Below are 25,852 nucleotides of genomic sequence, written 5' to 3' on the forward strand. Positions count from 1 at the left end.
AAGCAACTTTTCTTCTTATTGTTGCGACATAATCCATTGTTTTATACCTATCTTCCACTTATAATGAAACCAAGAAAGAAGGTTAGAATTTATGAAACCACTAAAACTTGGAGAAAATATCGCTGCCTTACGCAGAAAAGCCAACATCACACAAGATCAATTAGCCAACTGGATCGGCGTCAGTAAATCTTCTGTTTCAAAATGGGAAACCAACACATCCTATCCAGATATCATTTTTCTTCCTCAGCTTGCCACTTTATTCAATGTCACTGTAGATGAACTCATGGGATATGAGCCTCAGTTGACACAAGAAGCTATTGTTGAACTCTATCATCAATTATCTGATGAAATCGCCCACGACAGTGATGAGGCTTTGAAGCATTGTGAAGAATTGTTGCATACGTACCACGCATGTTTCCCTTTCTTATATAAGATGATTGTTTTGTATTTGAATCATGCCACATTATTTAAAGACCCTGCAAAGATCTTAGATGAGGCTTTAAAACTTTGTCACTATGTAGAAAAAGAATGTAAGGATCCGACCTTGACAAAAGAAACCCTCACCTTGGAAATTATGGCATACATTGCCAGCGATAAACCCATGGATGCCTTACAGCTGTTAGGAGAAATCCCACGTCCGATTGCGCAAGACAGTGAACTTACTGCCGCTTGTCATCAGAAATTGGGAAATATGGAACAGGCATATCGTATTTTGCAGACATCTGCCTATCAGCATTTGTTGTTTCTAATTCAAGATTCCATCTCTTTTATGATGCTGAGAATAGATGATTTAACAGCATGCGAAAAAACCATTGCGAAAGTAAAAAGTCTTTTGGAACTGTATCAGATATCGCATATCCATCCATATACAGCCTTTCAATCCCTTCTTGCCATCGCACAGGTATATGCCCATCATCACCTTTATGAAGAAGCTTTTAAGGAATTGACACATTCTGCTGATATCCTTGCTACAACGAATATGGATAAATTACAGAATCAAGATGATTATTTCACCGAATTAAACAGTTGGCTGAAAGAGATTGCCTTAGATACGCAGCCACCACGCAATCGCACGATTGTCATTGAATCGCTATTGCAGATTATCAACGAGTTACCGGAATTTCAACCGATGAAAAACGATCCCCGTTTTCAACATTGTATCCGCATTTTAATGCAGAAAAAGGAGGAAACCACATGCAGACCTTAATTGATCATTTACCACTGCTTTTACCTCTAATCATCATTGAATTGATCTTAGCCTTTAGTGCATTATTTCATGTTCTACGTCACCCTCATTATCGTTTTGGTAATCGATATATCTGGATTTTCGTTGTCTTATTACTGCAATTTTTCGGGCCTATTATCTATTTCGTATTCGGAAGAGGTGAAGAATGATGAATGTACTGGAACTTCATCAAGTAAGAAAAACCTTTGGCTCTCATGAAGTCTTAAAAGGAGTGGACTTCTGCGTCCCTGCACATAGTATTTTAGGCTTTGTCGGACAAAATGGGGCCGGTAAAACAACTACTATGAAGCTTATATTAGGTTTGCTGCCAAAGGATGCCGGTGAGATTCAGGTATGCCAAGAAACGGTAAGTTTTGGTAATACAAAAGCCAATCGCCATATCGGTTATCTAAGTGATGTTCCTGCCTTTTATGATTATTTAACCCCTTATGAGTATTTACAGCTCTGTGCATCAATCACACATATGTCTGCCGCAGATTGTAAAAGAAAAAGTGAAGAGCTCTTAACATTGACTGGTTTATGGCAAAGTCGCAAGAAGCGTATCGCAACATTTTCTCGCGGTATGAAACAACGTCTTGGCATTGCGCAAGCTCTGTTGAATGAACCGGATTTGCTTATTGCGGATGAACCGACGTCTGCTTTAGATCCCATCGGACGTAAGGATATCTTATCCATACTGACACAAATTAAGGATCATACAACTATTATTTTTTCCACTCATATCTTAAGCGATGTAGAGCGTGTCTGTGATTCCTACGCTATTCTTCATGATGGCATTATCCAACGACATGGCAGTATGCAATCCATCAAGGAAAAGGCCAGTAATAGAATGCAACTAGAATTCATGAATCCTGAATCCATGCAGCATTTTCTTTCCAAAACGCAGTTTAGCACCAAGATTTGTACGGATACAGAGTTGCAGATCACACATGATAATATGTCACTGCTGCAAAGCAAGCTTCATCAGGAATTATTGCAGCAAAAACTTTCCTTGCGCCGTATGGAAATCGTTGAACCGACCTTGGAATCCCTATATATGGAGGTGGTAAAATGAATGCCTATCTAGCTTTTTTAAAGAAAGAATTTTACGACTATCTACGCAGCTACAAGCTCTTTGTACTTATGATGGTGTTTCTGGCTTTAGGATTTCTGAACCCTATCAGTGCGCGGTATCTTCTTGAAGTTGCGGCAAGTCTTTTGCCAGATGGCATCCAAATACAATTACCACAACCTGAAGTGATGGATTCATGGGCGCAGTTTTATAAAAACATTTCGCAAATTGGTATTATCATCCTATTAATTGTTTTTAGCACCATGATTTCTAATGAATTGCAAAAAGGAACATTGATTCATCTATTAACAAAAGGTTTATCCAGAACCACCATTTTATTAGCGAAGTACAGCAGTGTTTTACTAGTATGGACATGTTGTTATGGCATCAGCTTTCTTGTCACATATCTGTATAACTTCATGTTTTGGCCTTTGACAAATGTGCCACACTTATTGTTAGGCATCTTTTGTATATGGTTGTTTGGTTGCTTGCTGTTGGCATTGTTATTATTAGGTGGTGTACTTACGAAAACAAGTATTGGCTCTTTATTATGTACTGGAGGGTTCTTCCTTATTTGTATGGGCATGTCTTTATTTCCTCCATTACAGGAAATACAGCCTGCTATTCTTATAACAAATTCTATCTCTTTACTACAAGGACAAAGTCTTCCAGCCGATTATTTAGTGCCTATTCTTCTTGCCCTACTTTTGATTGGTATTTCTTTATCTAGTGCCGTGGTGATATTTCGCCATCAACAGCTATAAGCTGCATATGCTGTAAAGTTGTAAATACAAATACTCTTTTTCATCCATTCATAAACACCCACCAATTTCATGATATGTGCTAGCTTCATGATATGTGCTAAGAATGCTCGACAGGATCACTATCAAAAGGTTTCTTCTTATAAAACAAAATCCCTTCTGTGAAGTCAAACATCACAAAAGGGATTTTCCTTTTTTAAAGTATCTTGGTGAAAAACAGTTACTTGATTTCTTGTCGATTGAAACAGAAAGCTCCGACATATGCGAAGAAAAGTATAACAATCGTTACGATTCCTAAATGCAACATCGTCACTGTATTAACATTTACTTGTTCGATTGCCGTAGCAACGCTGCCTAATTCATAATCGGCAAGTCCACTGATATGTAAAAAGCTTCCAACATAACCAAAGGCAAAAGCTCCAAACAAATAATATGCAAAGGATAAAGATACAGCTAACGCGGCGCTATGTATAATACTTCCCAATAAAAAGAAGATAACCGTATAGTTCAATACGACTACGGCCTGTAACAACACAGCTTTAATGATAAAGAAAGCATCCATTGTTACCGTTGCTCCGCCATACACACTGAAGCCTACCGACATGATGGCTTCAATCAAAAAGATTCCCATACAGCCAATATAGGCAGCCAATAATTTCCCTATATAAATGCTAGTACGACTAATTCCTGCACTAACGACATTTTTCATTGTTCCATCGTTATAATCGGCCTGGGCTACACTGATGGCAACAAGCGCACTAAACAAAGGTACAATGCTTGCTGAGGAAGCAATCGCATCTTGAAAGCTGATTTTCTCATCCGTCATAAGACCTAAAGCCAGATAAATACCAAAGGATAACAATAAGATAAACCAATATGCTTTATTACGTTTTAGCTTAAATAACTCCGCCTTTACTACCTTATGCATCTAACTCACCTCCGGCAATTTTAATGAAGAATTTTTCTAAATCTACTTTGTTGTTTTTGACTTCTTCTTCACTGATTTCTTTTACTAACTTACCTTCCACGATAAACCCATAACATGTGGCAACCTTTTCCATTTCCCCCAAGATATGACTGGAAATAATAATGGTCGTACCTTTTTTATTCAGATCCAATAAAATCTTACGCACATTCGCAATCGCAATCGGATCTAAGCCATTGATGGGCTCATCTAAAATTAATAATTCCGGTTCTCCTAAGATAGCGCAAGCAATACCTAAACTCTGCCGCATTCCTAGCGAAAAACCTTTCACTTTCTGTCCGCGTTTTTCATATAAGCCAACCTTTTTTAGCGCCTCATGGATGGCTTTCTTTTTATCCTTTAACCCTAACAAATCAGCACGCAACATTAAATTATCATATGCAGAAAGTCTGGTTATAAAAGCAGGTGTTTCTATGATGGAACCGATACGGCTTCGTTCCTGATTCATTTCTTTACCCTTTTTACCTAATAGCTGAATTTCTCCCTTGGTTGGTTTACTTAACCCCAACAGCATTCGCATGAATGTTGTCTTACCGGCGCCGTTTCGCCCAATCAACCCATAAATACTCCCTTTTTTTACACACATCGATATCGCATGATTTGCTTTATATCCTCTGTATTCCTTTGTTAAATCTTTTGTGACGATGATATCCTCCATGATATTCCCTCCTTCAAGAATAAAGCTTACCGTATAATGTCTTATTCTTTATGTACCATCATAACAAACAAATCACGTACTGCGTAATTTTCAAATAACTTTTATTACCGAAAACCTAACCGAAATCACCAATGTTGATACAATTTTCAAATCTATATCAGCAAATACCTTCATCTACCAATATGCTTTCTTTAACAACCATCATAATAACTTATTGTATATATTCACGCACAACCATCTATTCTCCTTTCATCGCCATAACGTATTTCATTTTTTAAGAACTAATATATTTCTTATTTACGCTAGTATCGCTTTCACCCTTTTATAACCAGAAACCCCTTTCACGCATAGTATTTAGACAAATAAAAAGAACTGTCTAAAGAACTTCTTTTTCTACTGCATATAAAATATTGACTGTTCGTCATTTTTGCCATATCCTTTTCACGGTCATAAAAAAATGACTTAAAGTCATTCAGGAAAAGAGGTGTAACTATATGCGAAACAAGGTTCTGATGAATAAGAATGAGAAACGCCGCAGGATTGAAGAAGCTGCCTTGCGCCTATTTGCGAAAGAGGATTTTAACCGCATATCCATCGACCAAATTGTCCAGGATGCTCATGTAGCAAAGGGCACTTTCTATCTTTACTTTCATGATAAGGTACAACTTATCAATCATCTAATCGTGAAGAAAAGCTCTTCCATCATTGATGAAGCATTAATGAAAGCCAAAGAGGAACAGATTGATGATAAGATCGAAGAATTGATCTTTCTTGTAGATTATGTCATAGAATTTTTCAAAGCCAATCCCAGCAGCATTAAGATGATCCAGAAAAATCTATCTTGGAGCGTTATCGGCGGTAAGCTTGGCGATGATGAATATGAGGTCGTGAATCATCTGGAGGATTTTCTCAGCTATTTAATCAGTTTAGGTTATCAAGAACAGGAAGCCTATCAACTGATTTTTATGATTCTAGAGCTTGTTTCAACCGTATGTTATTCCTCTATTGTATTAAAACAGCCGGATAGCATCGACAATTTAAAACCGATGCTATATACGACGATTCGCAAAATGATCAAACGATCTTAAAAGAAAGATAGGAGCGTGGAGGTATGAAGAAGTTATCTGATTTCATTGTTAGAAAAAGAAATCTGATTCTGTTAATTGCGGTACTGCTGCTGATTCCAAGTGCGATCGGTTATGCACGTACCAAAGTCAATTATGACTTATTGAGTTATCTGCCAAAGGATGTAGAATCCATGAAAGGACAAAAATCATTATCAGATGATTTCAACCTTGCCAGCACCGGCATGCTGGTAGTAGAAAATATGCCGGATAAAAACGTTGCGGAATTAAAGAAAGAGATTCAAAGCATTGATGGTGTAAAGGATGTCTTATGGCGAGGCGATATCTTAGATATCAGTATCCCGAAGGAGGTCTTGCCAAAAGATGTCAAAGACATGCTGTATTCGGATAAAGGAACTCTGATGGTTATTACCTTTGAGGAAGATGGCGCATCACAAAGAACGATGGATGCCATTCATAAGATCAAAGGTTATAGTGAAAAGCAGTGCTATTTGGGTGGTTTCTCTGCCGTATCCGAAGATATTAAGGATTTAAGTGAAAAAGAAACACCATTGTATGGAGTCACGGCCATCATCTTGTGTGTGATTGTCTTATTTATGGGATTGGAGTCATCCATTGCCCCCTTTATCTTCGTCTTGGGAATTGCTTTCCCGGTTGCTTATAACTTTGGTACTAATGTATTCCTCGGCGAAGTTTCTTATATCACAAAAGCCTTAGCGCTTGTCTTACAGTTAGGTGTTACCATGGACTACTCTATCTTCCTGTTGCATCGTTATCAGGAAGAAAAGAATAAAACAAGTAATCGTGATGAAGCAATGTCAAATGCGATTCAGGCAACCTTTACTTCCATCACCTCATCTTCAGTTACAACCATTGCCGGTTTCTTAGCATTATGTGCCATGCAACTGACCTTAGGAAAAGATATTGGTATTGTCATGGCAAAAGGTGTTATCTTTGGTGTCTTATCCACGATCATCATCCTGCCATCGCTGTTAATGCGTTTTGATAAGTATATTGAAAAATGGAAACATCCAATCATCTTGAAGGAACCTAAGAAACTGCCTGCCTTCTTAACAAAGCATTATAAAGGCATTCTGGTAATTTTCTTAGTCTTGTTCATTCCGATGGGGTATGCACAAAATCATACCAAAGTCTATTATGATTTGAGCGCCAACATGCCGCAGGATTTTGCCAGCATCATTGGGACAAATAAATTAAAGGATCAGTTCCATATGACAACCACCCACTTCTTACTGGTGGATGAAAATTTAGAAAACTATCAAATTAAAGAAATCTGTGATGAAGTGGAAAAACTAAACGGTGTTTACAGTGTCGTTTCCTATGAGAGTCTGATTGGCGGAAGAATTCCGACACAATTAGAGCCGGAAGCCGTTAAAACCATTTTAAATAATGGCGGTAAAAAAATGATCTTGGTCAACTCAACGTATCGTGCGGCTACGGATGAAGAAAACGAACAGTTAGATAAGATTGACAACATCATGCACAAATATGATAAACATGCCGTGATTGCTGGTGAAGGAAGCTTAACGCGAGACTTGATCACAACAACGGATATTGACTTTAAGATGGTTAATATCCTATCCGTATTAGCTATTTTCTTAATTATTGTAATTACCTTTAAATCTTTAGCATTGCCAGTAATCCTCGTTGCGTCGATTGAATTTGCTATCTGTATCAATATGGGTATTCCATACTTTACCGGTAGTGTGTTGCCATTCATTGCCAGCATCGTTATCGGAACGATTCAATTAGGTGCTACGGTTGATTATGCAATTTTGATGACAACGCGTTATAAAGAAGAATTAAGTAATGGCAAACCGGTCATTGAAGCAGCGCGTGAAGCCGCAGCCAAATCGGCCCCAAGTATTATCACATCCGGTTTATCCTTCTTCGCAGCCTGTATCGGTGTATCCTTCATCGCGAAGATGGATCTGATCAAGAGCTTGTGTACGCTGATTTCACGAGGCGCTGTTATCTCTATGCTGGTAATTCTTCTGGTATTGCCTGCCTTGTTGATTATCTTCCATAAAGCGATTGAAAAAACAACAAAAGGTTGGCCAAAAGCCAATTTGAAATAAATAAGGAAAGAAAGAGGTTGAGGAACATGAAAAAAAATGTAAAAACAGTTACTTGTGCCGCATTGAGTCTGATGATGGCAAATACTTGTATGACAACACTGTATGCCAAAGATGGCGATGATACACAAACAACAAAGGATGAAACGGTCTATGCGATGTTGCATCCAGATGGAAGTGTTGATGAAGAAATCGTAAGCAGCTGGCTGCATAATGATCATGGTATTAAAAACATTAAAGAATCACTTGATCTTAAAGATGTCAAGAATGTAAAAAGTGATGATCAGCCCTCTGTGAAAGGAAATACCTATACATGGAATGTTGATGGCAATGATGTGTATTATGAAGGAAAAACAACGAAACAATTGCCAGTAAAGGTAAATGTCACCTATAAACTAAATGGTCAAGCAATAGATGGTAAAGATCTCATTGGAAAAAGCGGTCCATTGGAAATTCATATAACCATGAAAAACACACAGACACGTCAGGTGAATATCAATGGCAAAACAACCAATATTCATCCTTTATATATCGGTGCCGGCGTCATTGATCTGTCCACAGATCACTTTTCCAACGTCACTTGTGAAAATGGAAAAATTTTGAATGAAGGCAATAATCAAATGGTTGGTATCGTTGCTTTGCCAGGATTGGAAGACACCTTAAAAAGTAGTGGTATTAACGATACCAAAGGCTTAAAAATCCAAGATGAATACGTCATCAAGTGTGAAACAAAGGACTTTGAGATGGGGCCTATCATGATTGCCTTAACACCGGAAGTTCCTCTTGATAAATTGAAAGATATTAATTCACTTGATGAATTACTGGATGGCATTGATCAGTTGAGTGAGGCAAGTGTTAAGTTAGCAAATGGAACCAGTCAGCTTGCTGAAGGCACAGCCACCTTAAACAGCAAGGTTAAAGAAATGGTAAATAGTATTCCGGCTTTAAGCACTGGTGTAAATGACTTAAAGAGTGGTACTACAAAATTAACCAAAGGTTCTAAAGAATTATCTGCCAACTTGAAAAATTTAAGCAATGGCCTTTCTCTTGCCAAAGATGGCACCAAAAAACTGACCACTGCCACAAAAGATCTGCCAACCTTAGTCACCAGTATATCTGAGTTGAATGATGGCATGCAGACATTATCCACCGGTTTGCGTGAAGGCAACACCAAGATTCAGGCAGTAGATTTAAAAAAGATGCAGACATTAGTAGATGATTTAGCCGCCTATCCTACACAATTGACGGAACTAGCGAATAGTGCTTTGAAACTTAACACGGCAATACAAGGCATTAATACCATTGTGAATGGCGACACTCTGAAAGCAGCCAGTGCACAAGCAACCGCTAAAACAACAGCTGCCAAGACAACGGCTTGTACCCTCTATGCTCAAAACGCTGATCCAACCAAGTCAAATATGACCCAGGAACAAATCAACGCACTCAAAGCTATTTGTACAGATACAACTTATGCCGAAGGTTATGCTTCCGGTGTTCAAAATGCTTTATATGGCGATGCTGATGGTGCTGGTCACAATGTCAGTAATCTGAGTGCAGCGGCTGCGTTAGGAAGTGCAAAGCTGTCTGAAAAAGCACCGGAATTAAATGCCGCCGCCACTCAATTAAACGGTGCAGTTTCTTTAGTAAAAACAACGCTGACTGATTTAGGTACGCTGCAGGATAGTATGAAAGATGCTGCAGAAGGTGCAGCTACCCTAGCTGCCGGCACCAGTCAATTAAAAACAGCAACTGCCAATTTAGGTGAATTAAAAACCGGAATTAAGACTTTAAATACAAACATGGTATCTGCCAGCAGCGGTGCTTCGCAATTATATAATGGATCAAAAACCTTAGTAAATGGCTTAACAACAGCCAATGCCGGCGTTACTAAGCTGCAAAATGGTTCAACAGCTCTTAGCAAAGGGGCAAAACAGCTGCACGCTGCTACAACCACATTAGCCGAAAAAACAGGTGAATTAAACAAAGGTATGCAAACCTTTAAAATGGATGGCATTGATAAAATGAAACATGAAGTCAATGTATCTATGAGTGATCTGAATCAGCTGCTATCTATTAAAAATGAAATCGTCAAAGAAGCTGAAAATGAGCATACCTTTGCAGGTGCCCCTACAAAGAGTACAGCAAAAGTAAAATTCATTTATAAGACAGAAGAACTAAAACATGAGAAGAAAGTAGAAACAGAAAAGAAAGCCACAAAAGAAGAAAGTAAAGATAACTTCTTCGATAAGATCACCAATTTCTTTGCCAAATTGTTATAAAAAAACTAAAGAACGATTATCAAAAAGATATCGTTCCTTTTATATGCCATTCTTTTGATAATCAAAACTCCTTACTTTTTCTTAATGATTTCATCTTTGCCATCTTATTGATAAATGCTATAATATTTATATTCAAGGAGGTTCTTATAATGGAAAAGAAACAATTTGTCTGCCCTAAATGTGGGAATACATCTTATGAAAGCGACCAGTTTCAGGCAACCGGCGGCAATTTTGCGAAATTATTTGATGTTCAGAATAAAAAATTCGTAACCATATCCTGCACGCGTTGCGGTTTTACAGAATTATACAAGAGCGAAACAGATGCCGGATGGAATATTCTTGACTTCTTAATTGGCAGCTAAAAAACATCATACGATGTTTTTTTTTGCTCTTTCATAAACATATACCCAAAAGTGATACCATATGATTCATCTTTTGCATTATAACTGCCTGCTATGAAGGTAAGATAAGCTCAATCGATAAATGCTTTCACCTTATGAAATTTATAGAAAGATGGCAGGATTTCTAATAACGCAAATAGCAATAACGTTTCATCCTCAAGCTTATACCCTATAAAACCAAACCATTCTCTGCAAATCGGCAATAATATGATAAGTGTACTACTCTCTGCCACAAGCGAAGTGATAAATAAGGCTGTTTTCGGATATCGGTTATACCATGAAAGAATCTGTGTTTTACTTACGTGAAAAAGCCGAAGTATAAAATACAATAAAAACAGCACCCCGGCATTCACCAGCATTGCCACCTGCAAAAATATACCTAAGCTAAAAAGAAAGCATAAAATTGTTTTCATAAGTACCTCTTGTACAAAAGTATAGCACTCTTCCTTAAAAAAAGAAACGTCGGATAACGTTTCATTTTTATTGATATCTTTGCTATACCCAGAAGATATTATGATTGATATTTAAACTCTAATAACTTCTTCTTTACTTTCATATAAATCGTTAAATAAAGGATAAAGGTTCCAATCAATAGAATAGCGACAATTGTGAAAATAGTCATAAAAATACCCTGATATATCGTTGGATGTGTTAGTAAGAAAAACAAAATACCTAACATGAAAACCATAAGAATAACAATCATCGTAATCAAATTGCGCCAGCTGGATAACAGTCGTTTATACAAAGCATTACGTGATTTACGATCACTATAGATTTCCGGTTCAGGCGCACCGGGTTCCTCTAGGGTGCGGAAATAATGCAACATTCCATCAAATTCACTCTTTTCATGATAAATGCTTTCCCATCCGGCCTCTTTAAAGTTCTCCACATAACGATCTCCATCACGCAGACCATGCTCATAATAGCCTAAATGGTAATAGTAGTTTTTTACTTCACCCAGTTCGAAGGTATAGCGAATGCCCTTTTTTTCTTTAAAGTGATACCCACTCATAGACATCTCATGCAAATAACGCGCTTCTTCATCCATATCAGAAACAAAGAAAATGCGATATTTTACTAACGTTTCAGGCTTTGTTTCTACTTCCTTCGTAACGGTTTCCATGGTATCTGATGAAAGATCCTCCAGGGAACCATCTTGTTGTGGTTCTGGATCTTCCTTTAATTCTTCTTTCAACTCTTCCATCATCTGTTCCAGATTCTCTTCCGGAATCAGTTCATCACTTTCCTTCATCTTATCCACATCTGATGTTGATGTAAGCTTTTTTTCTTCTTTCATAGCCTGCCTCCTTATGAAAAGGTACTTATTTAATTTATCATGTAAATGCATGCGTGTCAAATAATGGCAGACATTCCCTTTCATATACATAAAGAAGGAGCTTGCCGTTAAAAAACAAGCGTACATCCGAAACAGAATGAACGTAAAAGCGTTAAGCGTTCATAAGGAATCGCTGCTACGTCTTTCTATTATGTATTCCCATAGCTAATGAAAGATAATTCTTACGACGGTAATCAAAGAAGTGATGATAAAGTGAAACCATTCACGGTAATTGTAGCAGTAGATTGGCAAACCAATATTGTTCATCATGAACAATATCCATACGACAAATCATCCCTTCTTTAACCTTCTCCCATTCCACCTTTTCACATGCTAACCCTACTACGAGCTGTTTCACAATAAAACCTTTACCAAAAGATAAGACAAGCGTATCTTGCGAAACGGTAAAGTTGCGCTGATTCCATATACTGGACTTATGAAATTCCCAATCATGATGCTTAAGGAAATACGCATAGCGATTGCGTGCTGTCTGATAAAGCTGCCATTTACTTTCTTTAGGAATCGCTTTATGGATACGTTTGACATCATAGCGTATAGGTTTCCCTTCTAAAATCATCTGATATACATATTTACGTAAAGCACTGTGATAAATATCTTCATAAGCAAGCAATACTTGTTTCCGTTCTCGATCTGCACGAATGCGCAGCTTAATGGTTTTATACATACGAACACCTCCTACCTTTGTATACGACACAAACATGAGAAATCTGTAAAATAGTGATGAAAATGTTCAAAATTTACAGGTTTGGCTGTTTTTTTGTAAGGCCGAAAACAGGTAGGAGGAGCGCCTATTTTTTTGATTTTAGGACTAGACTTTTAAAAATGACTATGATATACTTTTATGGCAAACGAAATGTATGCAAATCAGAACTGGAGTAGTACTCAAGAGGCTGAAGAGGTGCCCCTGCTAAGGGTATAGGTCGGGAAACTGGCGCGAGAGTTCAAATCTCTCCTACTCCGCCATTGAAATAAACAACGTCGCAAGACGTTTTTTTTCTTATTCTTACCTATGCCTCATTAGGTTCTGATCATTTACTCATTCTACATAAAAAAACTGTAACATTCCAAGAAATCAGATATGTTACAGTTTGCATTGTTACCTGGTGCCGACACGCAGAATTGAACTGCGCGCTGAGCATTACCATTGCTCTGTATTACCACTATACTATGTCGGCAACTATGTGCTTTATCTCAAAGCTATTATATTATAATAGGCATCGTCAGAATTTTCAACAGGTAAAGCACATTTTTTTCATTTTCTAAAATTACAAGATTGTTTCTTTACATTTCTCAAATCATCTATGCTATGTATAAGATATTCCTATTGCTTATTTTACATCCTACTCATGAAGCAATGGTAGAAGTTCACGATATACTCTGGAAATCGGTAAACCTACCACATTAAAATAATCACCTTCAATGCTTTTTACCAACAGCTTTCCCATTCCCTGAATGCCATAAGCTCCTGCTTTATCATAAGGTTCATCGCTTGCAACATAAGCAGTAAGCAACTCCTCCTCTAGATCATAAAATGTTACCTTCGTTGTTTCATGGAAAAGAATCGTATGCGTTTTACTTAACAAGGCTACGCCTGTTATAACTTCATGTGTCTGATTACTAAGCATTTTTAACATCCGTAAAGCATCTGCTTGATCCTTTGGTTTCCCTAATCTTTCCTCTTCCCATATGACCATCGTATCACAGCCAATGACAACTGCATCTGGATGTTGCGTAAAGATATCACTGGCTTTTTGTAATGCCAATTGCTCGATTGCCTGTGCAGCAGGAAGATGAAGAGGTACAATTTCTTCCTTCTTTGAAGGAATGATTTGAAATGGCAGACCGCTATCTTGCATGAGTTCCTTACGTCTGGGAGAAGCACTTGCCAAAATCAGTTGTTTACGCATCATGAGAAAGCTCCTGTGTTTCCGCTTGATAATGTTTCAACTGATAACGCAAATAGATATAAGCCCCCACAAAACAGCCTATAAAGCCTATTGCAAACATCATGACGATACGGAATACCAACTTACTGAAGAAGGCTGCCGGAAATAAATTGATCATCAGATCTGTACTAGGATTTAATAGCCATAAATCATTACGGAATGCCACATGATGAAATGCTGTCCAGAAAGCATCAAAGTCAACATATGCCCAACCTGCCAGCATGATAAAAAAGATTGCAAATAGAATCGCTGCTTTCATATAATTAATACTTAACACTGTCCATGCACCTTTCTTTAATCGCACAAGCAGATAAATGCAGCTTACCACCAAAATCACAAAAGCCATGTTTCGCAAGATTTGGGCAAAATGATACAGACTTCTAACATCCACCATATGTGCAGCCTCTTTGCTGTTAAAGGCCTCTACCTTACTACCCTGCACGGTAATTTCGACATTGATATTATCACGCTTATCCTGCAAATAATCTAATAATGTATTTGTCGCAAGATTCAAGTCCTTTTGCGTCATGCCTAAATCCTGTGCTGTTTGCAATGTTTTATATTCACTCTTATAGAAATCAGAATCAAAACAATTGATACTGACACTGGTTACCAGTAAAATGATGACCAATGAAATTGCTGCTGCATAGGAGGCAATTGTATTTAATTTATTAAGTACCACGTTCATAAACAACCCTCTTTTTTTAATTTTAGCTATATTATATCGTACCATATTTTAATGAAAAAGCAAACTTGTAATTCCTCACTTCAGTAAGAATGATATAACATTTACTGCTACATGTTATATAACGATAAGTTCTTTTCATTGATAGTAAATATTTTTATTTCTCGTTTATATCAAAGGTTAACCTTTGTGCAAAATCCATATTATGAATATAAAGACTTCTTTAAAGAAAAAGCATTTTGATCTTTTTAAAAATAAGTTTTCTTACCAAAAGGTATCCTCCATACGAATAAAAAAAGATCTCTTCTATCACACCATGCAATCACCATAGGAAGGATAGCAAAGAGATCCTATAAAGATTATAAACATAATTCTAACCCATCAACATCGTTCTATCTTCATACGATAGCGAATACTTTATTCCACAGCCAGTAAGTGCAGATTAGAAACACCGCGGCATTCATTTAACAACTGCATTAAATCATCAATACCAGAATTCATTTCACTGATATCAAAGGAAATAACCACACTTGCCCAGCCATGAATCGGAATGTTTTGGTTAATGGTCAAGATATTAGCATTGGTTTTTGACATCACATTCAGCACCTCGGAAAGAATACCTTTATCATGATGCAACATCAAAGAGATGACTGCCTTACGAGCACTCATTCCTTTATCCGGAAGGAATACATAATCCTTGTATTTATAATAGGTGCCTCTACTGATACCGACACGTTTCACAGCTTCACTGACCTGCTTGACTTCCCCGTTTTGTAAAAGGCTGCGGGCCTCTATAACTTTATCTAGCACATCCGGTAAAATCGCACTATCTACTATATAATATTTTTCCATTATATCACCTCACATTGTACGCCATCATAGGTCGCATGCAACAAACGACAATCCCATGTAGGATATAGCATCTGTATTTGTTCTATGAGTTTCTTCGCATCTGTTTCTTCCTGTGTCAACGCAATCATCGTAGATCCACTGCCACTGATGAACATTGTAATCATATCTTGTTGTTGGCATAGTTTTTTTACATCCTCATATTGTGGAATCAGATGCTTGCGATATGGTTCCTGCATCTTATCTGTACATGCTTTCCGCAAGATCAGCGGGTTACCGATTTCCATCGCCTTTGCTAAAGCCGCACAACGCCCCATCTGATATGTAGCATCCGCATAGCTCATCTGATTTGGTAAGACTTCTCGTGCTGCCTTGGTATTGACTTCATAATCAGGAATCAATGTGACAAACAACAGATCTTTCTTGATGCCATAGCGAATCATATTCGGCTTTCCTTCTTCCATAAAGCTGACACAAAGACCTCCAAAGATAGCAGGTGCAATATTATCCGGGTGCCCTTCCATCTGTGTTGCCAAATCAAATAACTCATATTTATTAAGAGGACTTCCTACTAGTGCATTTGCCCCAGCCAATCCGGCAACGATGCAGGTGGCACTGCTGCCTAATCCTCTTGTATAAGGAATGTTGGTATCCATGGTAATGCGCAATCCTGTACAATTTTTCTGTAAATACTGCATCCCCTTTAAAAAGGCTTGGTAAATTAAGTTATCTTCATTACAATAAGCTTCTTCACAGCCTATGATTTCTAATCCTGTAGCGATTTCTTCAAAATAAACAGTTGCATATTCATCTAATGCCAAACCCAAACAATCATATCCTACACCTAAGTTAGCACTGGTTGCCGGCACAATTACCTTAATCATGGAACATCTCCTTTACTGTTTTTTCTACGTAATCACGCATATCCTCTTTATCAATTACATCCTCATGACGAATTTTTGCCCCTTGCAGCAACAATAAAGAATCCGGAATACGGGCACCGCTTTTTCGCTGTAATTCTTCCATACAAGCAAATTCATCCTCATTGCTCTGTTGGAAAATAGCGTTTTCCACTGCCGGAGCAAATTTATACGGACTGGCCGTTGCCAGTAAGACACAAGGTGTCGCATCATTTTTTTGATAGTCCTTCATCACCTTATAACCAACAGCTGTATGAGGATCTAATACATATCCCTTTTCCTCATAAAACTCCTTCATGATCGCAGCACATGTTTCATCATCACAATAGCCACCGTAAAAATCTTTTTGAATATCTTTAAATATATCACTGCGTACCTGATAAGAACCTTTTTCTTCTAAAGACTTCATCAGTTCATGAATATAGTCTGCATCTTTTCCGCTCTTATAATACAACAAACGTTCCAGGTTACTGGAAATTAAAATATCCATACTTGGTGATATGGTTTTAAAGAAAGAACGGTTACGATCATAAATACCCGTGGTTAAAAAATCATACAGCACATGGTTGGCATTGCTGGCAACCAGGAAACGTTTTACGGGAAGTCCCATACATTTTGCATAATAGCCGGCTAAGACATTGCCATAATTACCGGTTGGTACACAGAAATTAATCTCTTCGCCGAAACGAATCTTACCTTTGCGTACCATTTCCTTATAAGCAAATACATAATAAACAATCTGCGGTATCAAACGGCCGATATTAATTGAGTTTGCGCTAGATAATGTCGTATTCATCTCATTCAGACGCTCTTTCATCTCTTGATCTTGGAAAATCTTTTTTACATTCGATTGCGCATCATCAAAGTTTCCCTGAATAGCACAAACTTTTGTATTTTGTCCACTTGTTGTCACCATTTGTAATTTCTGCATATTGCTGACACCATGATCCGGATAGAACACTGTGATACCAATATGCTCAACATCTTTAAAGCCTTCCAAAGCAGCTTTTCCCGTATCACCACTGGTTGCTGTTAAAATCATCACATCTTTGCCTTTACAGCTTTGAATAGCAGTTGACATTAATTGTGGCAACATACGCAATCCCACATCTTTAAAAGCACAGGTAGGTCCATGGAACAATTCCAAAACAGGTACATCCTTGGCAATATGAAGAGGGGTAATATCATCGTTATCAAAACGATTGGCATAGGCATCCTGTACACATTTTTTCACTTCCTCTTCCGTGAAATCCGGAAGTAATGCAGACAGAATAGTTTCAGCCATTTGCGCATACGACATTTCCATCATATCGCGGATTGGCAGCTTTACTTCATCCAATCCATCGTATACATATAGACCGCCATCATCCGCCATACCAGCTAAGATAGCTTCTTTCGGTGTCCGCTTTATATCTTTATTACGAGTACTTGTATATATTTTCTGCATCCTTTTTTCCATATCTTTAATTCTCCTTTTTTCATCTTGCAATTCTTATTTTACTATGATACAATGTTCGCAATATAAAAACAAGTGTTTTTATTAAAAAGACAAAAAATTTTAAAAAGGAGGATTTCCATGAATATAGCAATACTTGGTTTTGGAACGATCGGCAGTGGTGTTTATGAAATTATTGAGCATGCCACAACACCAGAAACGAAAGCTTTGCATGTAACACACATTCTGATACGGAAAGGAAAACCTAAAACCCTTCCTTATATGTGTGATGATATTGAAACCATACTCAACGATCCTGCTTTGGATGTTGTCGTAGAAACCATGGGAGGTTTAGAGCCGGCCCATACTTATATCCTACAGGCATTACAGGCCGGAAAACATGTCGTCACGGCAAACAAAGCGGTTGTCGCAGCCTATGTAAAAGAATTTCACGAATGTGCCAGTGAGAATGATGTAAACTTCTATTATGAAGCCAGCACCGGAGGTGGTATTCCATGGATTCAAGGTCTGGAAAAAGCCTTGCGTATTGATCAGGTCAATCGCATTCACGGTATTTTTAATGGAACCAGCAACTTCATTCTAGATCATATGCAGCGTTACCAGGCAACCTTTGATGAAGTATTAAAGGAAGCACAACATTTAGGATATGCCGAAGCTGATCCTAGCGCGGATATCGATGGCTTTGATATTTGCAATAAACTGCGTATTTCCGCATCCATTGCCTATGATTATCATGTCCCTGATAACTTTCCGGTATTTGGGATCCGCACCATCACCAAAGAAGATGTCCAGTATTTTAAATCCTTAGGTATGGCTGTTCGTCTGATAGCCAAAACCAAACGCCAAGGAAACACCTACAGCTGTGTCGTAGAGCCTATTTTATTTAAAGAAAATCAGTTGGAAGCAAATACGATGGATAATTACAATCTGATTACCTTGCATGGTGATACGATTGGTGATTTAAAGTTTTTTGGACAAGGGGCCGGAAAACTGGCAACGGCCAATGCTGTAGTACAAGATATCCTTGATATCCTGGAAGGCAAAGCCCATCGCGTCTTGCATTTCCAAAAAGAAATGCAGTACGATACGACATTGTGTAACCGTGATTATATTGTACGCTGTGATAAATCCTTACGTCCGATGTTACATCATTTATCTTATGACAGCAGTACCTTTGATAAATATCTACATGTAAAAAATGTCGAGGTTGCCCATATGCATGAACTGATGAAAGAAATCTTAAAACACGATGCTACAGCCTTTATGGCAAGCATCCATGATCATAGGGAGGAATTATAATGTTAAAGATTGCTAAATTTGGAGGGTCATCTGTCGCTAATGCCGCACAGTTTGCAAAGGTTAAGCATATTATTGAAAGTGATGAAGCGAGACGTTTTGTTGTCGTCAGCGCAAGTGGCAAAGAGCATAAAAAAGACAACAAAGTAACAGATTTATTATATCTGATAGAAGCTCATCTGAAATATAGTGTAGATTATCTATCCTTATTCGATTTGATTAAAGAACGCTTTATTTCTATTAAAACCGATTTAGGACTACAATACCCTATCGAAGAGGATTTGGCTAAGTTACAAAGTGAGCTAAGCAAATCGATGTCTACGGATTATCTGGTAAGCCGTGGTGAATATCTGACCGCAAAATTAATGGCGGAATATTTAGGTTTCCCTTTTGTTGATGCCAAAGATATCATCACCTTCCGCTATGATGGCAAGATTGATTTTGATGCCACAAACTATCGTTTGGATAATTTTCTAAAATCCCATGACTGCTTTGTCATTCCAGGGTTTTATGGTGCTTTGCCAGATGGTACAGTAAAAACAATGGCACGTGGAGGAAGTGATATTACAGGATCTATATTAGCACGCCTATTAAATGCCGATATGTATGAAAATTGGACAGATGTATCCGGCATTTTGATGGCTGACCCACGCATCGTGACACACCCAAAACGTATTCATACGATTACTTATAGCGAATTGCGTGAATTGTCTTACATGGGTGCCAGTGTCCTACATGAAGAAGCCATCTTTCCAGTCAAAGAAAAAAATATACCTATCAATATCTTAAATACAAATCATCCGGAAGAAGGCGGAACGATCATCGTCGAGGAAATCAAAGAAAAAGATTCTGATCAGATCATCACCGGTATCGCCGGCAAGAAAAACTTCACGGTGGTGGCTATTTATAAAAATCATATGTCCGATGAAGTCGGCATCATTCGACGTGCATTAGAAGTATTTGAAAATTACCGCATTTCCATTGAACATATTCCAAGTGGCATTGATTCCTTTAGTATCGTTGTTAATAGCGATGATGTCAAGGATGTCATCTACGATATTGTAGGCGATATCAAAAGAGCCTGCAATCCGGATAATGTGAAAGTCATTGACCACATCGCCTTGATCGCGACTGTTGGTCGTCAGATGATGTATCGTCCCGGTATTTCCGGACGTTTGTTTGCCGTATTAGGTAAGCATAATATCAACATTCGTATGATTGCGCAGGGCAGTGATGAAATCAACATTGTCGTTGGTGTAGAAGATAAGGACTTTGAGAAAACCATTTCGGCTATCTACAATTCCTTTGTTATTGAATAGGATAGAAAGAAAGGAAGGATTGTATATGAGAACATATAATGTGGCTATTTTAGGTGCTACAGGTGCCGTTGGTCAGGAAATGATCAAAATCTTAATGGAACGAAACTTTCCCATCAATGAATTACATTTATTAGCCAGCAAGCGCAGTGCCGGTAAAAAAATGGAAATCAATGGGAAAGAGTATCGCATTGAGGAAACAACCGAGTCAAGCTTTCAAGGGATGGATATCGTGTTAGGTGCTGCGGAGAATGATATTGCTAAGCGCTTTTTACCGAAAGCTGTAGAAGCTGGCGCCGTTGTTGTGGATAACAGCTCGGCCTATCGTTTAGACCCCAATGTACCATTGGTGATACCAGAAGTAAATCCAGAAGCCGTTGCTTCACATAACGGCATCATCGCCAATCCAAACTGCGCAACGATCATTGCTTTGGTAGCTTTAGCACCACTGCATCGCTACGCAAAGGCAAAACGCATGGTCGTATCAACGTATCAGGCGGTTTCCGGAGCCGGCGTAAACGGTATTCGAGAACTGAATCAGCAAGTTGGCGCAATCGCCCATGAGAAAGAAGTAGAAGTTTCTACTTTCCAATATCAGATTGCCTATAATCTGATTCCTCAGATAGGTGGCTTTAATGAAGCGGGATATTCCAGTGAAGAAATGAAAATGCAAAATGAAGGAAGAAAGATCATGAACAATCCTGATCTTTGTGTGAACTGTACATGTGTTCGGGTTCCGGTATATCGTTCTCATTCCGAATCAATCATGGTTGAATTCGATAAAAAAATCAGCGTTGAAAAAGCCAGAGCCTTGTTACAAACTGCTCCAGGTGTAAAATTAGTTGATGATCCCAAACATCAAAAATATCCTATGCCATTAGATACCACCGATCAGGATTTGGTATACGTCGGCCGTATCCGTGAAGATATGAGCAACCATACCAACGCATTAAGTTTTTGGTGCTGCGGCGATCAAGTAAGAAAAGGAGCGGCAACGAATGCTGTGCAAATTGCCGAGTTGGTAATTGCACAGATGGAAAAATAATTAAGACATGAAAAAACCTGTATTTCATAAATATGCACAGATGTCATTCTGCCATACCACGATCATACAGGTTTTTTACTATTCGTTTTTGTAGGAATCCTTTTCAATCAGCATGGGCTGAAAGCGTCGTGATAAGGATACCATCATAATAAGAAATGGCAGTGCCAGCAATATACAAAAGAATGCTGTTAATTTTCCTTGCAAAAACGTTTCGATAACTTCTTTCATCCGGTATCCCTCCATTCATACTGTTAGGATACTCCTTTTTCTTGATTATAATATTAATTTTATATGAAGATTTTATGAAGAGTACGCACCGTTAGAAATTAGGCTTCTTCGGTAGCAATTTCGCGATTTGCATCACATTCAACATCCTGCATAGTTTCTTCAGTTTGTGTAGGAACAACATCCTGATCCTGTGTTTCTGCGATAGCATCATCCAAGCATAATGCAAGTATTTGATTTAGATTTCCAATTTTTGAGATAATAAAACCGATACCATAGCAACCAAAAGCATATGCGAAGAAAGGGGCACAATTGCTGAAATAAGCATTTAGCATATCTTTGATTTCTAAGCTGGCACTTTGACTGTAGGTAACAACCGATTCATACGTAATATAGAAATAAAATGCGGCAATTCCCAGAAATACAACAGATGCTACATAAAAAACGATACTAGCTTTCGAGATTTTAATCTTATTTTTTGACATTAACATTCAACCTTTCTTTTATTCGGATTCTATTATCTACTATAAATATGTGATGAGTGTGTGCATCATGTGATTTCTAGACGAATTTTATGATGTAAGGCTTTTCACATATCTTGTTCGTTATCGTCGCAAGCTTTGCACTGCAACAAGCAATGCGTAAAACCGTTTTATCTTCTTTTCATTATGAATAGTTTTTTTATAAGATGGAATGCATCATAAGAAAATTAAAAAAACTATGGATAAATCAAAAAAAATATAGTATTATTATAAAGCATAAATGAGCAGCCGTGGTGGAATGGCAGACACGCTATCTTGAGGGGGTAGTGGGCGTATGCTCGTGTGAGTTCAAGTCTCATCGGCTGCACCAATGAAAAGCAAAAAAGATGTTTTAGGGTTACCTTAAATATCTTATGAAAGAGCAAGTCCTTTCAAAAGGACTTTTTTTCTACTTACTTTCTTTTTCGGTGATGCCAAAACATCCTTATAACATAGCTTTATGTAAGAGCATTCGACACTTATCAAAGGCTTTTCCTACATCCTGTGTGATTCATGAATTCATCAAATATCATCTGCTATATAGCCTTTATTTATGCACAATTGCGCAATCGAAATAGCTAAATTTCGTTACGTTTTTTCGCGCCGTTATATACTGTAAAGAAACTGTTTTACGGATATAATTTTTTCATTTTCTACTAGACAAATGTTTTAAAATAGTTTATTATATATAAGCACTCAATTAAGCAGGAGTGGTGGAACGGCAGACACGCTGTCTTCAGGCGGCAGTGCGAGCAATCGCGTGAGAGTTCAAATCTCTTCTCCTGCGCCATATCGTGAGTGAAGCGCTCTATATCAGCGCTTTTTTTATACTCTTTTCCTTACATGAATTATCTCATGTAAATGGTGAAATTTTTTTAAAGTAAAAACTGAGTTATGTTTAGTGCTTACTTTCATATCATACCATAAATATAGCAAATAAATGAGTCTTATATTTTTTAATATTCTTTTGTATACTGTAAATGTTAGAAAGAGGGGGAAACATGGGAACTTTATTATAATTTTAAATTATAGAATAAAAAAGGAGGATAAAAATTAAAAGATTGGTTATAAACGTTTTTAGTATAATGACTTGTCTATGGATCAGGAGGAACAGTTACTGATATCAATAGATTTACTAGTTATTATACTGTGGTTCGTCAAACTAACTTTTATAAATAAAAAAAATTATGAGAAAAATTTATTTTCAGCAATATTAAGATATTCAAGTTTTGCAAGTCTCATTGTAGCAATTATAGCAATTTTATTAAAATTTGATATAAATTTACAAATAAATTATTTTCAATTTTGTTTATTTTTGATAGTTTTTTCTAACTTAATCAATATAGCAAGAGAAAAATCAATTATTAAACATCCCCTTCTATATCTTGCTTATTTTACTTGTATTGTATATGCTATTTTGATTATATTTATTTTGTAAACTATGGGTATTAAATTTACTATTTTCTAATTCTAATAAGTGAATCAGGTTAGATTGACCAAGCAAATACTTGGTCAATTTTTATCTTTTCAAGTATTACATTTTTGATTATTGTGACTACCTATGTAAAACAATGGCAAATAGATAATCCAGAGGAAAAACCAAAAAAATGTATTCAAGAAACTAGTTTATCTAAGAAAACGGTTTACAAAGGGTAATAGTAATTTTAACCATGTTACGTCATTTTCCTTCCCTTCAGCTATCAGCTTTCACATAGCAAGATATCTACACGATAACCTGTCATTCCATAGGCACTACACTGGAATTAGCAAAAATCGAACAGCTTTTCGCCTTGTTCATGCGCAAGCTAGAAGCCTATGAACAATTGCTTCAAGAAGAAATGCTGCCTAATGCGTGCCTTTATATGTCAAGATGATAAACAGCATACTTGCTATGCTTTTGCAGTAGCTTTATTCGCAATAGCTTTGAAGATATGAAAAATCAAGGTACTGATGAGAAAGAAAAGACCTGCAAAAAGAAATGATAAGCGAGCTCCTGCACCATAAATAAATCCTGCAAACAAAGCTCCGGCAATCATGCCAAGACTTTTCATCGCATTATAAAAACCCATGACCTGATGACTGTTTTCCGTATTACCTTCCCCAGCACATACATCCTGTAATAGTGGAATATAGATGGCATTAAACGCAAAGAAAAGCAGATTGACAACCATGAATGGAACCATGTGCGTGGTAAAGGTCATCATCACAAGTAAGATGCCGGCTCCCGCTAAAACATAGCGCAGGGCTTTTTTTACATTTCCACGTTTCATGATCCACATACAGATTGTCGTATTTGCGAATAAAGACACAAAACCAACAACTGCTTTTAATGCGCCATTGTAGGAAGATGGGAAACCGAACTGATCTTTAATGAAATAGTTGAAATTTTGATCATATGCCGTGGTTGCACAAGATGTTAGAAAGACAACAAAAAACAATAGCACCATGGCCACGTTTAAAAAGTGGCGTGCATCCAAAAAGGCTTGAAAAGGATTGATATCTTTAAAAGAAATAGTATGCGTTTTTGCTTTATCGGGATCAGCTTTTAAAAACAAAGCAAAAAGAACTCCGGCTGCCACCAAGGTCAGACTTTGCATAACAAAAGTCGCAAACAAGGAATAAACACCCATGATACCGCCTATCAAATAACCAAAAGCCGCAAAAACTGTTGGGATGGTGGCAGATAAAGCAAGATAGCGACCTCTTTGTTCAAGTGTGGCATGGGCAATGATATAAGTCAAAAAGCTCACCATGATACCACCAACAAAGAAGCCGGATAATAAACGTGCAACCATGATCAAAGGAAGTGTTTTACTAAGAGCAAACAGCATTTGTCCTGCGCCATAGCCCACGCAACATATGCCCAATACACGCTTACTGCCTAAATGATGTACCTGATTTGCCCATAATGGCGAAAACAAGAAATTCGTAAATGCCATGCCGGCATACAATAAACCAAAAGAATAATCCGGCAGCTGTAATTGTTGAATCAATGTCGGTGTGATGGGATGGGCAAAATTCGCAGCCATGCTTTCCATTGCAACCAGTATAAAGAAAACGACAAAATGATACTTTTGAAATGTTTGTCTGATTTGCATATTGTTACCTCATCTGTAGTTATTGCTTAACTGTTGCTTTCTATCTAAATAACAGCATTATGATACACTACTTTTCCTACAACATGCAATCCTAAAACATTCTTATGATAAGGAAATCTTTGTAAAGGCCATACTGCTGATGTACAAAGATGCTTATCACTATAAAGTAAGAATGTAGCGTTTCATTAAAAAAGCGATTCACCATCACGATGATCCGCTATCTTATAAATATGAAGTGCAAATAAATTACTATTTTTTCTTTTTCCCTTTTACCTCTGGCAACTCCTCATACATTGCCTCAAAAAGGCCCATTAAAAAAGTTTTATCATCAACTTCATTTACCAATAGCATTGCTTTCGCCCCTGCATATGGCAGTTCATAGGTAGCTGTCGGCAAATACTTCACTGCTGATTTTATCGGTTTTACAAGTAATCGATCATCATAAATACCGCCTACGATCTTTCCACGGTAATAGATGATGTATTCCTTCATCATTGCGCGATATGTGATATCCTCTAGCGCAGACAATTGTTCTAAAACATATTGTAAAAAGCTTTTACTAGATGGCATGCTTTC

Annotated in this window: 25 protein-coding genes and 4 tRNA genes; 14 read left to right on the forward strand and 15 right to left on the reverse strand. The window is 37.5% G+C overall.

From position 1 onward, the window contains the following. The first annotated feature begins 91 nt into the window (after positions 1 to 91). Genes LI241_RS02130 through LI241_RS02145 form a run of 4 tightly spaced genes read left to right on the forward strand, consistent with a single transcriptional unit; the run spans position 92 to position 3,061 of the window. On the forward strand, positions 92 to 1,207 hold the full coding sequence (locus LI241_RS02130; protein ID WP_119983305.1) for a helix-turn-helix domain-containing protein: 1,116 nt from the start codon (positions 92 to 94) through the stop codon (positions 1,205 to 1,207). Continuing rightward, entirely contained in the window at positions 1,195 to 1,395 is a 201-nt protein-coding gene (locus tag LI241_RS02135) for a PLD nuclease N-terminal domain-containing protein (protein WP_008686870.1), read from the forward strand. Before LI241_RS02130 ends, LI241_RS02135 begins: the two co-directional genes overlap by 13 nt. Next, positions 1,392 to 2,300 (forward strand): ABC transporter ATP-binding protein, encoded by a 909-nt coding sequence (locus LI241_RS02140; protein ID WP_117548055.1) that lies wholly within the window; start codon positions 1,392 to 1,394, stop codon positions 2,298 to 2,300. Before LI241_RS02135 ends, LI241_RS02140 begins: the two co-directional genes overlap by 4 nt. Continuing rightward, positions 2,297 to 3,061, forward strand: coding sequence for an ABC transporter permease (locus LI241_RS02145; protein WP_117548054.1), 765 nt, complete (start codon positions 2,297 to 2,299; stop codon positions 3,059 to 3,061). Before LI241_RS02140 ends, LI241_RS02145 begins: the two co-directional genes overlap by 4 nt. 217 nt (positions 3,062 to 3,278) lie before the next feature. Here the strand turns inward: LI241_RS02145 and LI241_RS02150 are convergent, their stop codons facing one another. Then, positions 3,279 to 3,986: an ABC transporter permease gene (locus tag LI241_RS02150; RefSeq protein ID WP_117548053.1), complete on the reverse strand. Its 708-nt coding sequence runs from the start codon at positions 3,984 to 3,986 to the stop codon at positions 3,279 to 3,281. Next, complete coding sequence (locus LI241_RS02155) at positions 3,979 to 4,701, reverse strand: ABC transporter ATP-binding protein (RefSeq protein ID WP_117548052.1); 723 nt, start codon at positions 4,699 to 4,701, stop codon at positions 3,979 to 3,981. Before LI241_RS02155 ends, LI241_RS02150 begins: the two co-directional genes overlap by 8 nt. A 494-nt stretch (positions 4,702 to 5,195) precedes the next feature. Here LI241_RS02155 and LI241_RS02160 point away from each other — a divergent pair, with 494 nt between their 5' ends. From LI241_RS02160 to LI241_RS02175, 4 genes are all read left to right on the forward strand, one after another. Beyond that, positions 5,196 to 5,789, forward strand: a complete 594-nt coding sequence (locus LI241_RS02160; RefSeq protein ID WP_008686859.1) for a TetR/AcrR family transcriptional regulator — start codon at positions 5,196 to 5,198, stop codon at positions 5,787 to 5,789. A 23-nt stretch (positions 5,790 to 5,812) separates the two neighbouring features. Next, the gene (locus LI241_RS02165; protein WP_008686857.1) at positions 5,813 to 7,885 is read left to right on the forward strand and encodes an RND family transporter; all 2,073 of its coding nucleotides are present in this window, start codon (positions 5,813 to 5,815) and stop codon (positions 7,883 to 7,885) included. Between the two features lie 26 nt (positions 7,886 to 7,911). Beyond that, the gene (locus LI241_RS02170) at positions 7,912 to 10,161 is read left to right on the forward strand and encodes a hypothetical protein (RefSeq protein WP_008686855.1); all 2,250 of its coding nucleotides are present in this window, start codon (positions 7,912 to 7,914) and stop codon (positions 10,159 to 10,161) included. 149 nt (positions 10,162 to 10,310) lie between these two features. Next, positions 10,311 to 10,523, forward strand: coding sequence for a zinc ribbon domain-containing protein (locus tag LI241_RS02175; protein ID WP_008686854.1), 213 nt, complete (start codon positions 10,311 to 10,313; stop codon positions 10,521 to 10,523). A 110-nt stretch (positions 10,524 to 10,633) separates the two neighbouring features. Here the strand turns inward: LI241_RS02175 and LI241_RS02180 are convergent, their stop codons facing one another. The 3 genes from LI241_RS02180 to LI241_RS02190 form a co-directional block, all read right to left on the reverse strand. Beyond that, positions 10,634 to 10,975 carry a hypothetical protein gene (locus tag LI241_RS02180; RefSeq protein WP_008686853.1) on the reverse strand — a complete coding sequence of 114 codons (342 nt, stop codon included), beginning with the start codon at positions 10,973 to 10,975 and terminating at the stop codon, positions 10,634 to 10,636. A 98-nt stretch (positions 10,976 to 11,073) separates the two neighbouring features. Continuing rightward, entirely contained in the window at positions 11,074 to 11,859 is a 786-nt protein-coding gene (locus tag LI241_RS02185) for a DUF2812 domain-containing protein (RefSeq protein WP_227150988.1), read from the reverse strand. A 262-nt stretch (positions 11,860 to 12,121) separates the two neighbouring features. Beyond that, positions 12,122 to 12,583 carry a hypothetical protein gene (locus LI241_RS02190; RefSeq protein WP_117548048.1) on the reverse strand — a complete coding sequence of 154 codons (462 nt, stop codon included), beginning with the start codon at positions 12,581 to 12,583 and terminating at the stop codon, positions 12,122 to 12,124. Positions 12,584 to 12,791: 208 nt separating this feature from the next. Between LI241_RS02190 and LI241_RS02195 the strand changes: the two genes are divergently transcribed. Next, positions 12,792 to 12,882, forward strand: a tRNA-Ser gene (locus LI241_RS02195). 138 nt (positions 12,883 to 13,020) lie between these two features. Here LI241_RS02195 and LI241_RS02200 read toward each other — a convergent pair. The 6 genes from LI241_RS02200 to thrC form a co-directional block, all read right to left on the reverse strand. Next, positions 13,021 to 13,094, reverse strand: a tRNA-Thr gene (locus LI241_RS02200). 165 nt (positions 13,095 to 13,259) lie between these two features. Continuing rightward, positions 13,260 to 13,826, reverse strand: coding sequence for a Maf family protein (locus LI241_RS02205; RefSeq protein ID WP_333485610.1), 567 nt, complete (start codon positions 13,824 to 13,826; stop codon positions 13,260 to 13,262). Beyond that, the gene (locus LI241_RS02210) at positions 13,819 to 14,553 is read right to left on the reverse strand and encodes a TIGR01906 family membrane protein (protein WP_008690791.1); all 735 of its coding nucleotides are present in this window, start codon (positions 14,551 to 14,553) and stop codon (positions 13,819 to 13,821) included. Before LI241_RS02210 ends, LI241_RS02205 begins: the two co-directional genes overlap by 8 nt. A 414-nt stretch (positions 14,554 to 14,967) precedes the next feature. Next, the gene (locus LI241_RS02215; RefSeq protein WP_008690788.1) at positions 14,968 to 15,402 is read right to left on the reverse strand and encodes an ACT domain-containing protein; all 435 of its coding nucleotides are present in this window, start codon (positions 15,400 to 15,402) and stop codon (positions 14,968 to 14,970) included. Then, complete coding sequence (gene thrB, locus LI241_RS02220) at positions 15,402 to 16,283, reverse strand: homoserine kinase (RefSeq protein ID WP_117548046.1); 882 nt, start codon at positions 16,281 to 16,283, stop codon at positions 15,402 to 15,404. The genes LI241_RS02215 and thrB overlap by 1 nt, the downstream gene beginning before the upstream one ends. Beyond that, complete coding sequence (thrC, locus tag LI241_RS02225) at positions 16,276 to 17,778, reverse strand: threonine synthase (RefSeq protein ID WP_117548045.1); 1,503 nt, start codon at positions 17,776 to 17,778, stop codon at positions 16,276 to 16,278. The genes thrB and thrC overlap by 8 nt, the downstream gene beginning before the upstream one ends. Positions 17,779 to 17,895: 117 nt before the next feature. Here thrC and LI241_RS02230 point away from each other — a divergent pair, with 117 nt between their 5' ends. From LI241_RS02230 to LI241_RS02240, 3 genes are read left to right on the forward strand one after another with little or no spacing between them, the layout of a single operon-like run. After that, positions 17,896 to 19,074 (forward strand): homoserine dehydrogenase, encoded by a 1,179-nt coding sequence (locus LI241_RS02230; RefSeq protein WP_008690782.1) that lies wholly within the window; start codon positions 17,896 to 17,898, stop codon positions 19,072 to 19,074. Then, on the forward strand, positions 19,074 to 20,390 hold the full coding sequence (locus tag LI241_RS02235; protein ID WP_117548044.1) for an aspartate kinase: 1,317 nt from the start codon (positions 19,074 to 19,076) through the stop codon (positions 20,388 to 20,390). Before LI241_RS02230 ends, LI241_RS02235 begins: the two co-directional genes overlap by 1 nt. A 25-nt stretch (positions 20,391 to 20,415) precedes the next feature. Beyond that, positions 20,416 to 21,432 (forward strand): aspartate-semialdehyde dehydrogenase, encoded by a 1,017-nt coding sequence (locus LI241_RS02240; protein WP_117548043.1) that lies wholly within the window; start codon positions 20,416 to 20,418, stop codon positions 21,430 to 21,432. A 78-nt stretch (positions 21,433 to 21,510) separates the two neighbouring features. Here LI241_RS02240 and LI241_RS02245 read toward each other — a convergent pair whose 3' ends face one another. Together LI241_RS02245 and LI241_RS02250 are read right to left on the reverse strand one after the other, a co-directional pair. Beyond that, entirely contained in the window at positions 21,511 to 21,660 is a 150-nt protein-coding gene (locus LI241_RS02245) for a hypothetical protein (protein ID WP_008690778.1), read from the reverse strand. A 98-nt stretch (positions 21,661 to 21,758) separates the two neighbouring features. Further along, entirely contained in the window at positions 21,759 to 22,142 is a 384-nt protein-coding gene (locus LI241_RS02250) for a hypothetical protein (protein WP_117548042.1), read from the reverse strand. A gap of 281 nt (positions 22,143 to 22,423) precedes the next feature. Between LI241_RS02250 and LI241_RS02255 the strand changes: the two genes are divergently transcribed. Both LI241_RS02255 and LI241_RS02260 read left to right on the forward strand, forming a co-directional pair. After that, positions 22,424 to 22,509 (forward strand) — tRNA-Leu (locus LI241_RS02255). Positions 22,510 to 22,882: 373 nt separating this feature from the next. Next, positions 22,883 to 22,968, forward strand: a tRNA-Leu gene (locus tag LI241_RS02260). A gap of 1,099 nt (positions 22,969 to 24,067) precedes the next feature. Here the strand turns inward: LI241_RS02260 and LI241_RS02265 are convergent. After that, positions 24,068 to 25,276, reverse strand: coding sequence for an MFS transporter (locus LI241_RS02265; protein ID WP_008690774.1), 1,209 nt, complete (start codon positions 25,274 to 25,276; stop codon positions 24,068 to 24,070). Positions 25,277 to 25,525: 249 nt separating this feature from the next. After that, positions 25,526 to 25,846 carry a TfoX/Sxy family protein gene (locus LI241_RS02270; RefSeq protein ID WP_008690773.1) on the reverse strand — a complete coding sequence of 107 codons (321 nt, stop codon included), beginning with the start codon at positions 25,844 to 25,846 and terminating at the stop codon, positions 25,526 to 25,528. Between the last annotated feature and the right edge of the window lie 6 nt (positions 25,847 to 25,852).

Source organism: Longicatena sp. 210702-DFI.1.196, assembly GCF_020563125.1.
Lineage (GTDB): Bacteria > Bacillota_I > Bacilli_A > Erysipelotrichales > Erysipelotrichaceae > Longicatena > Longicatena caecimuris.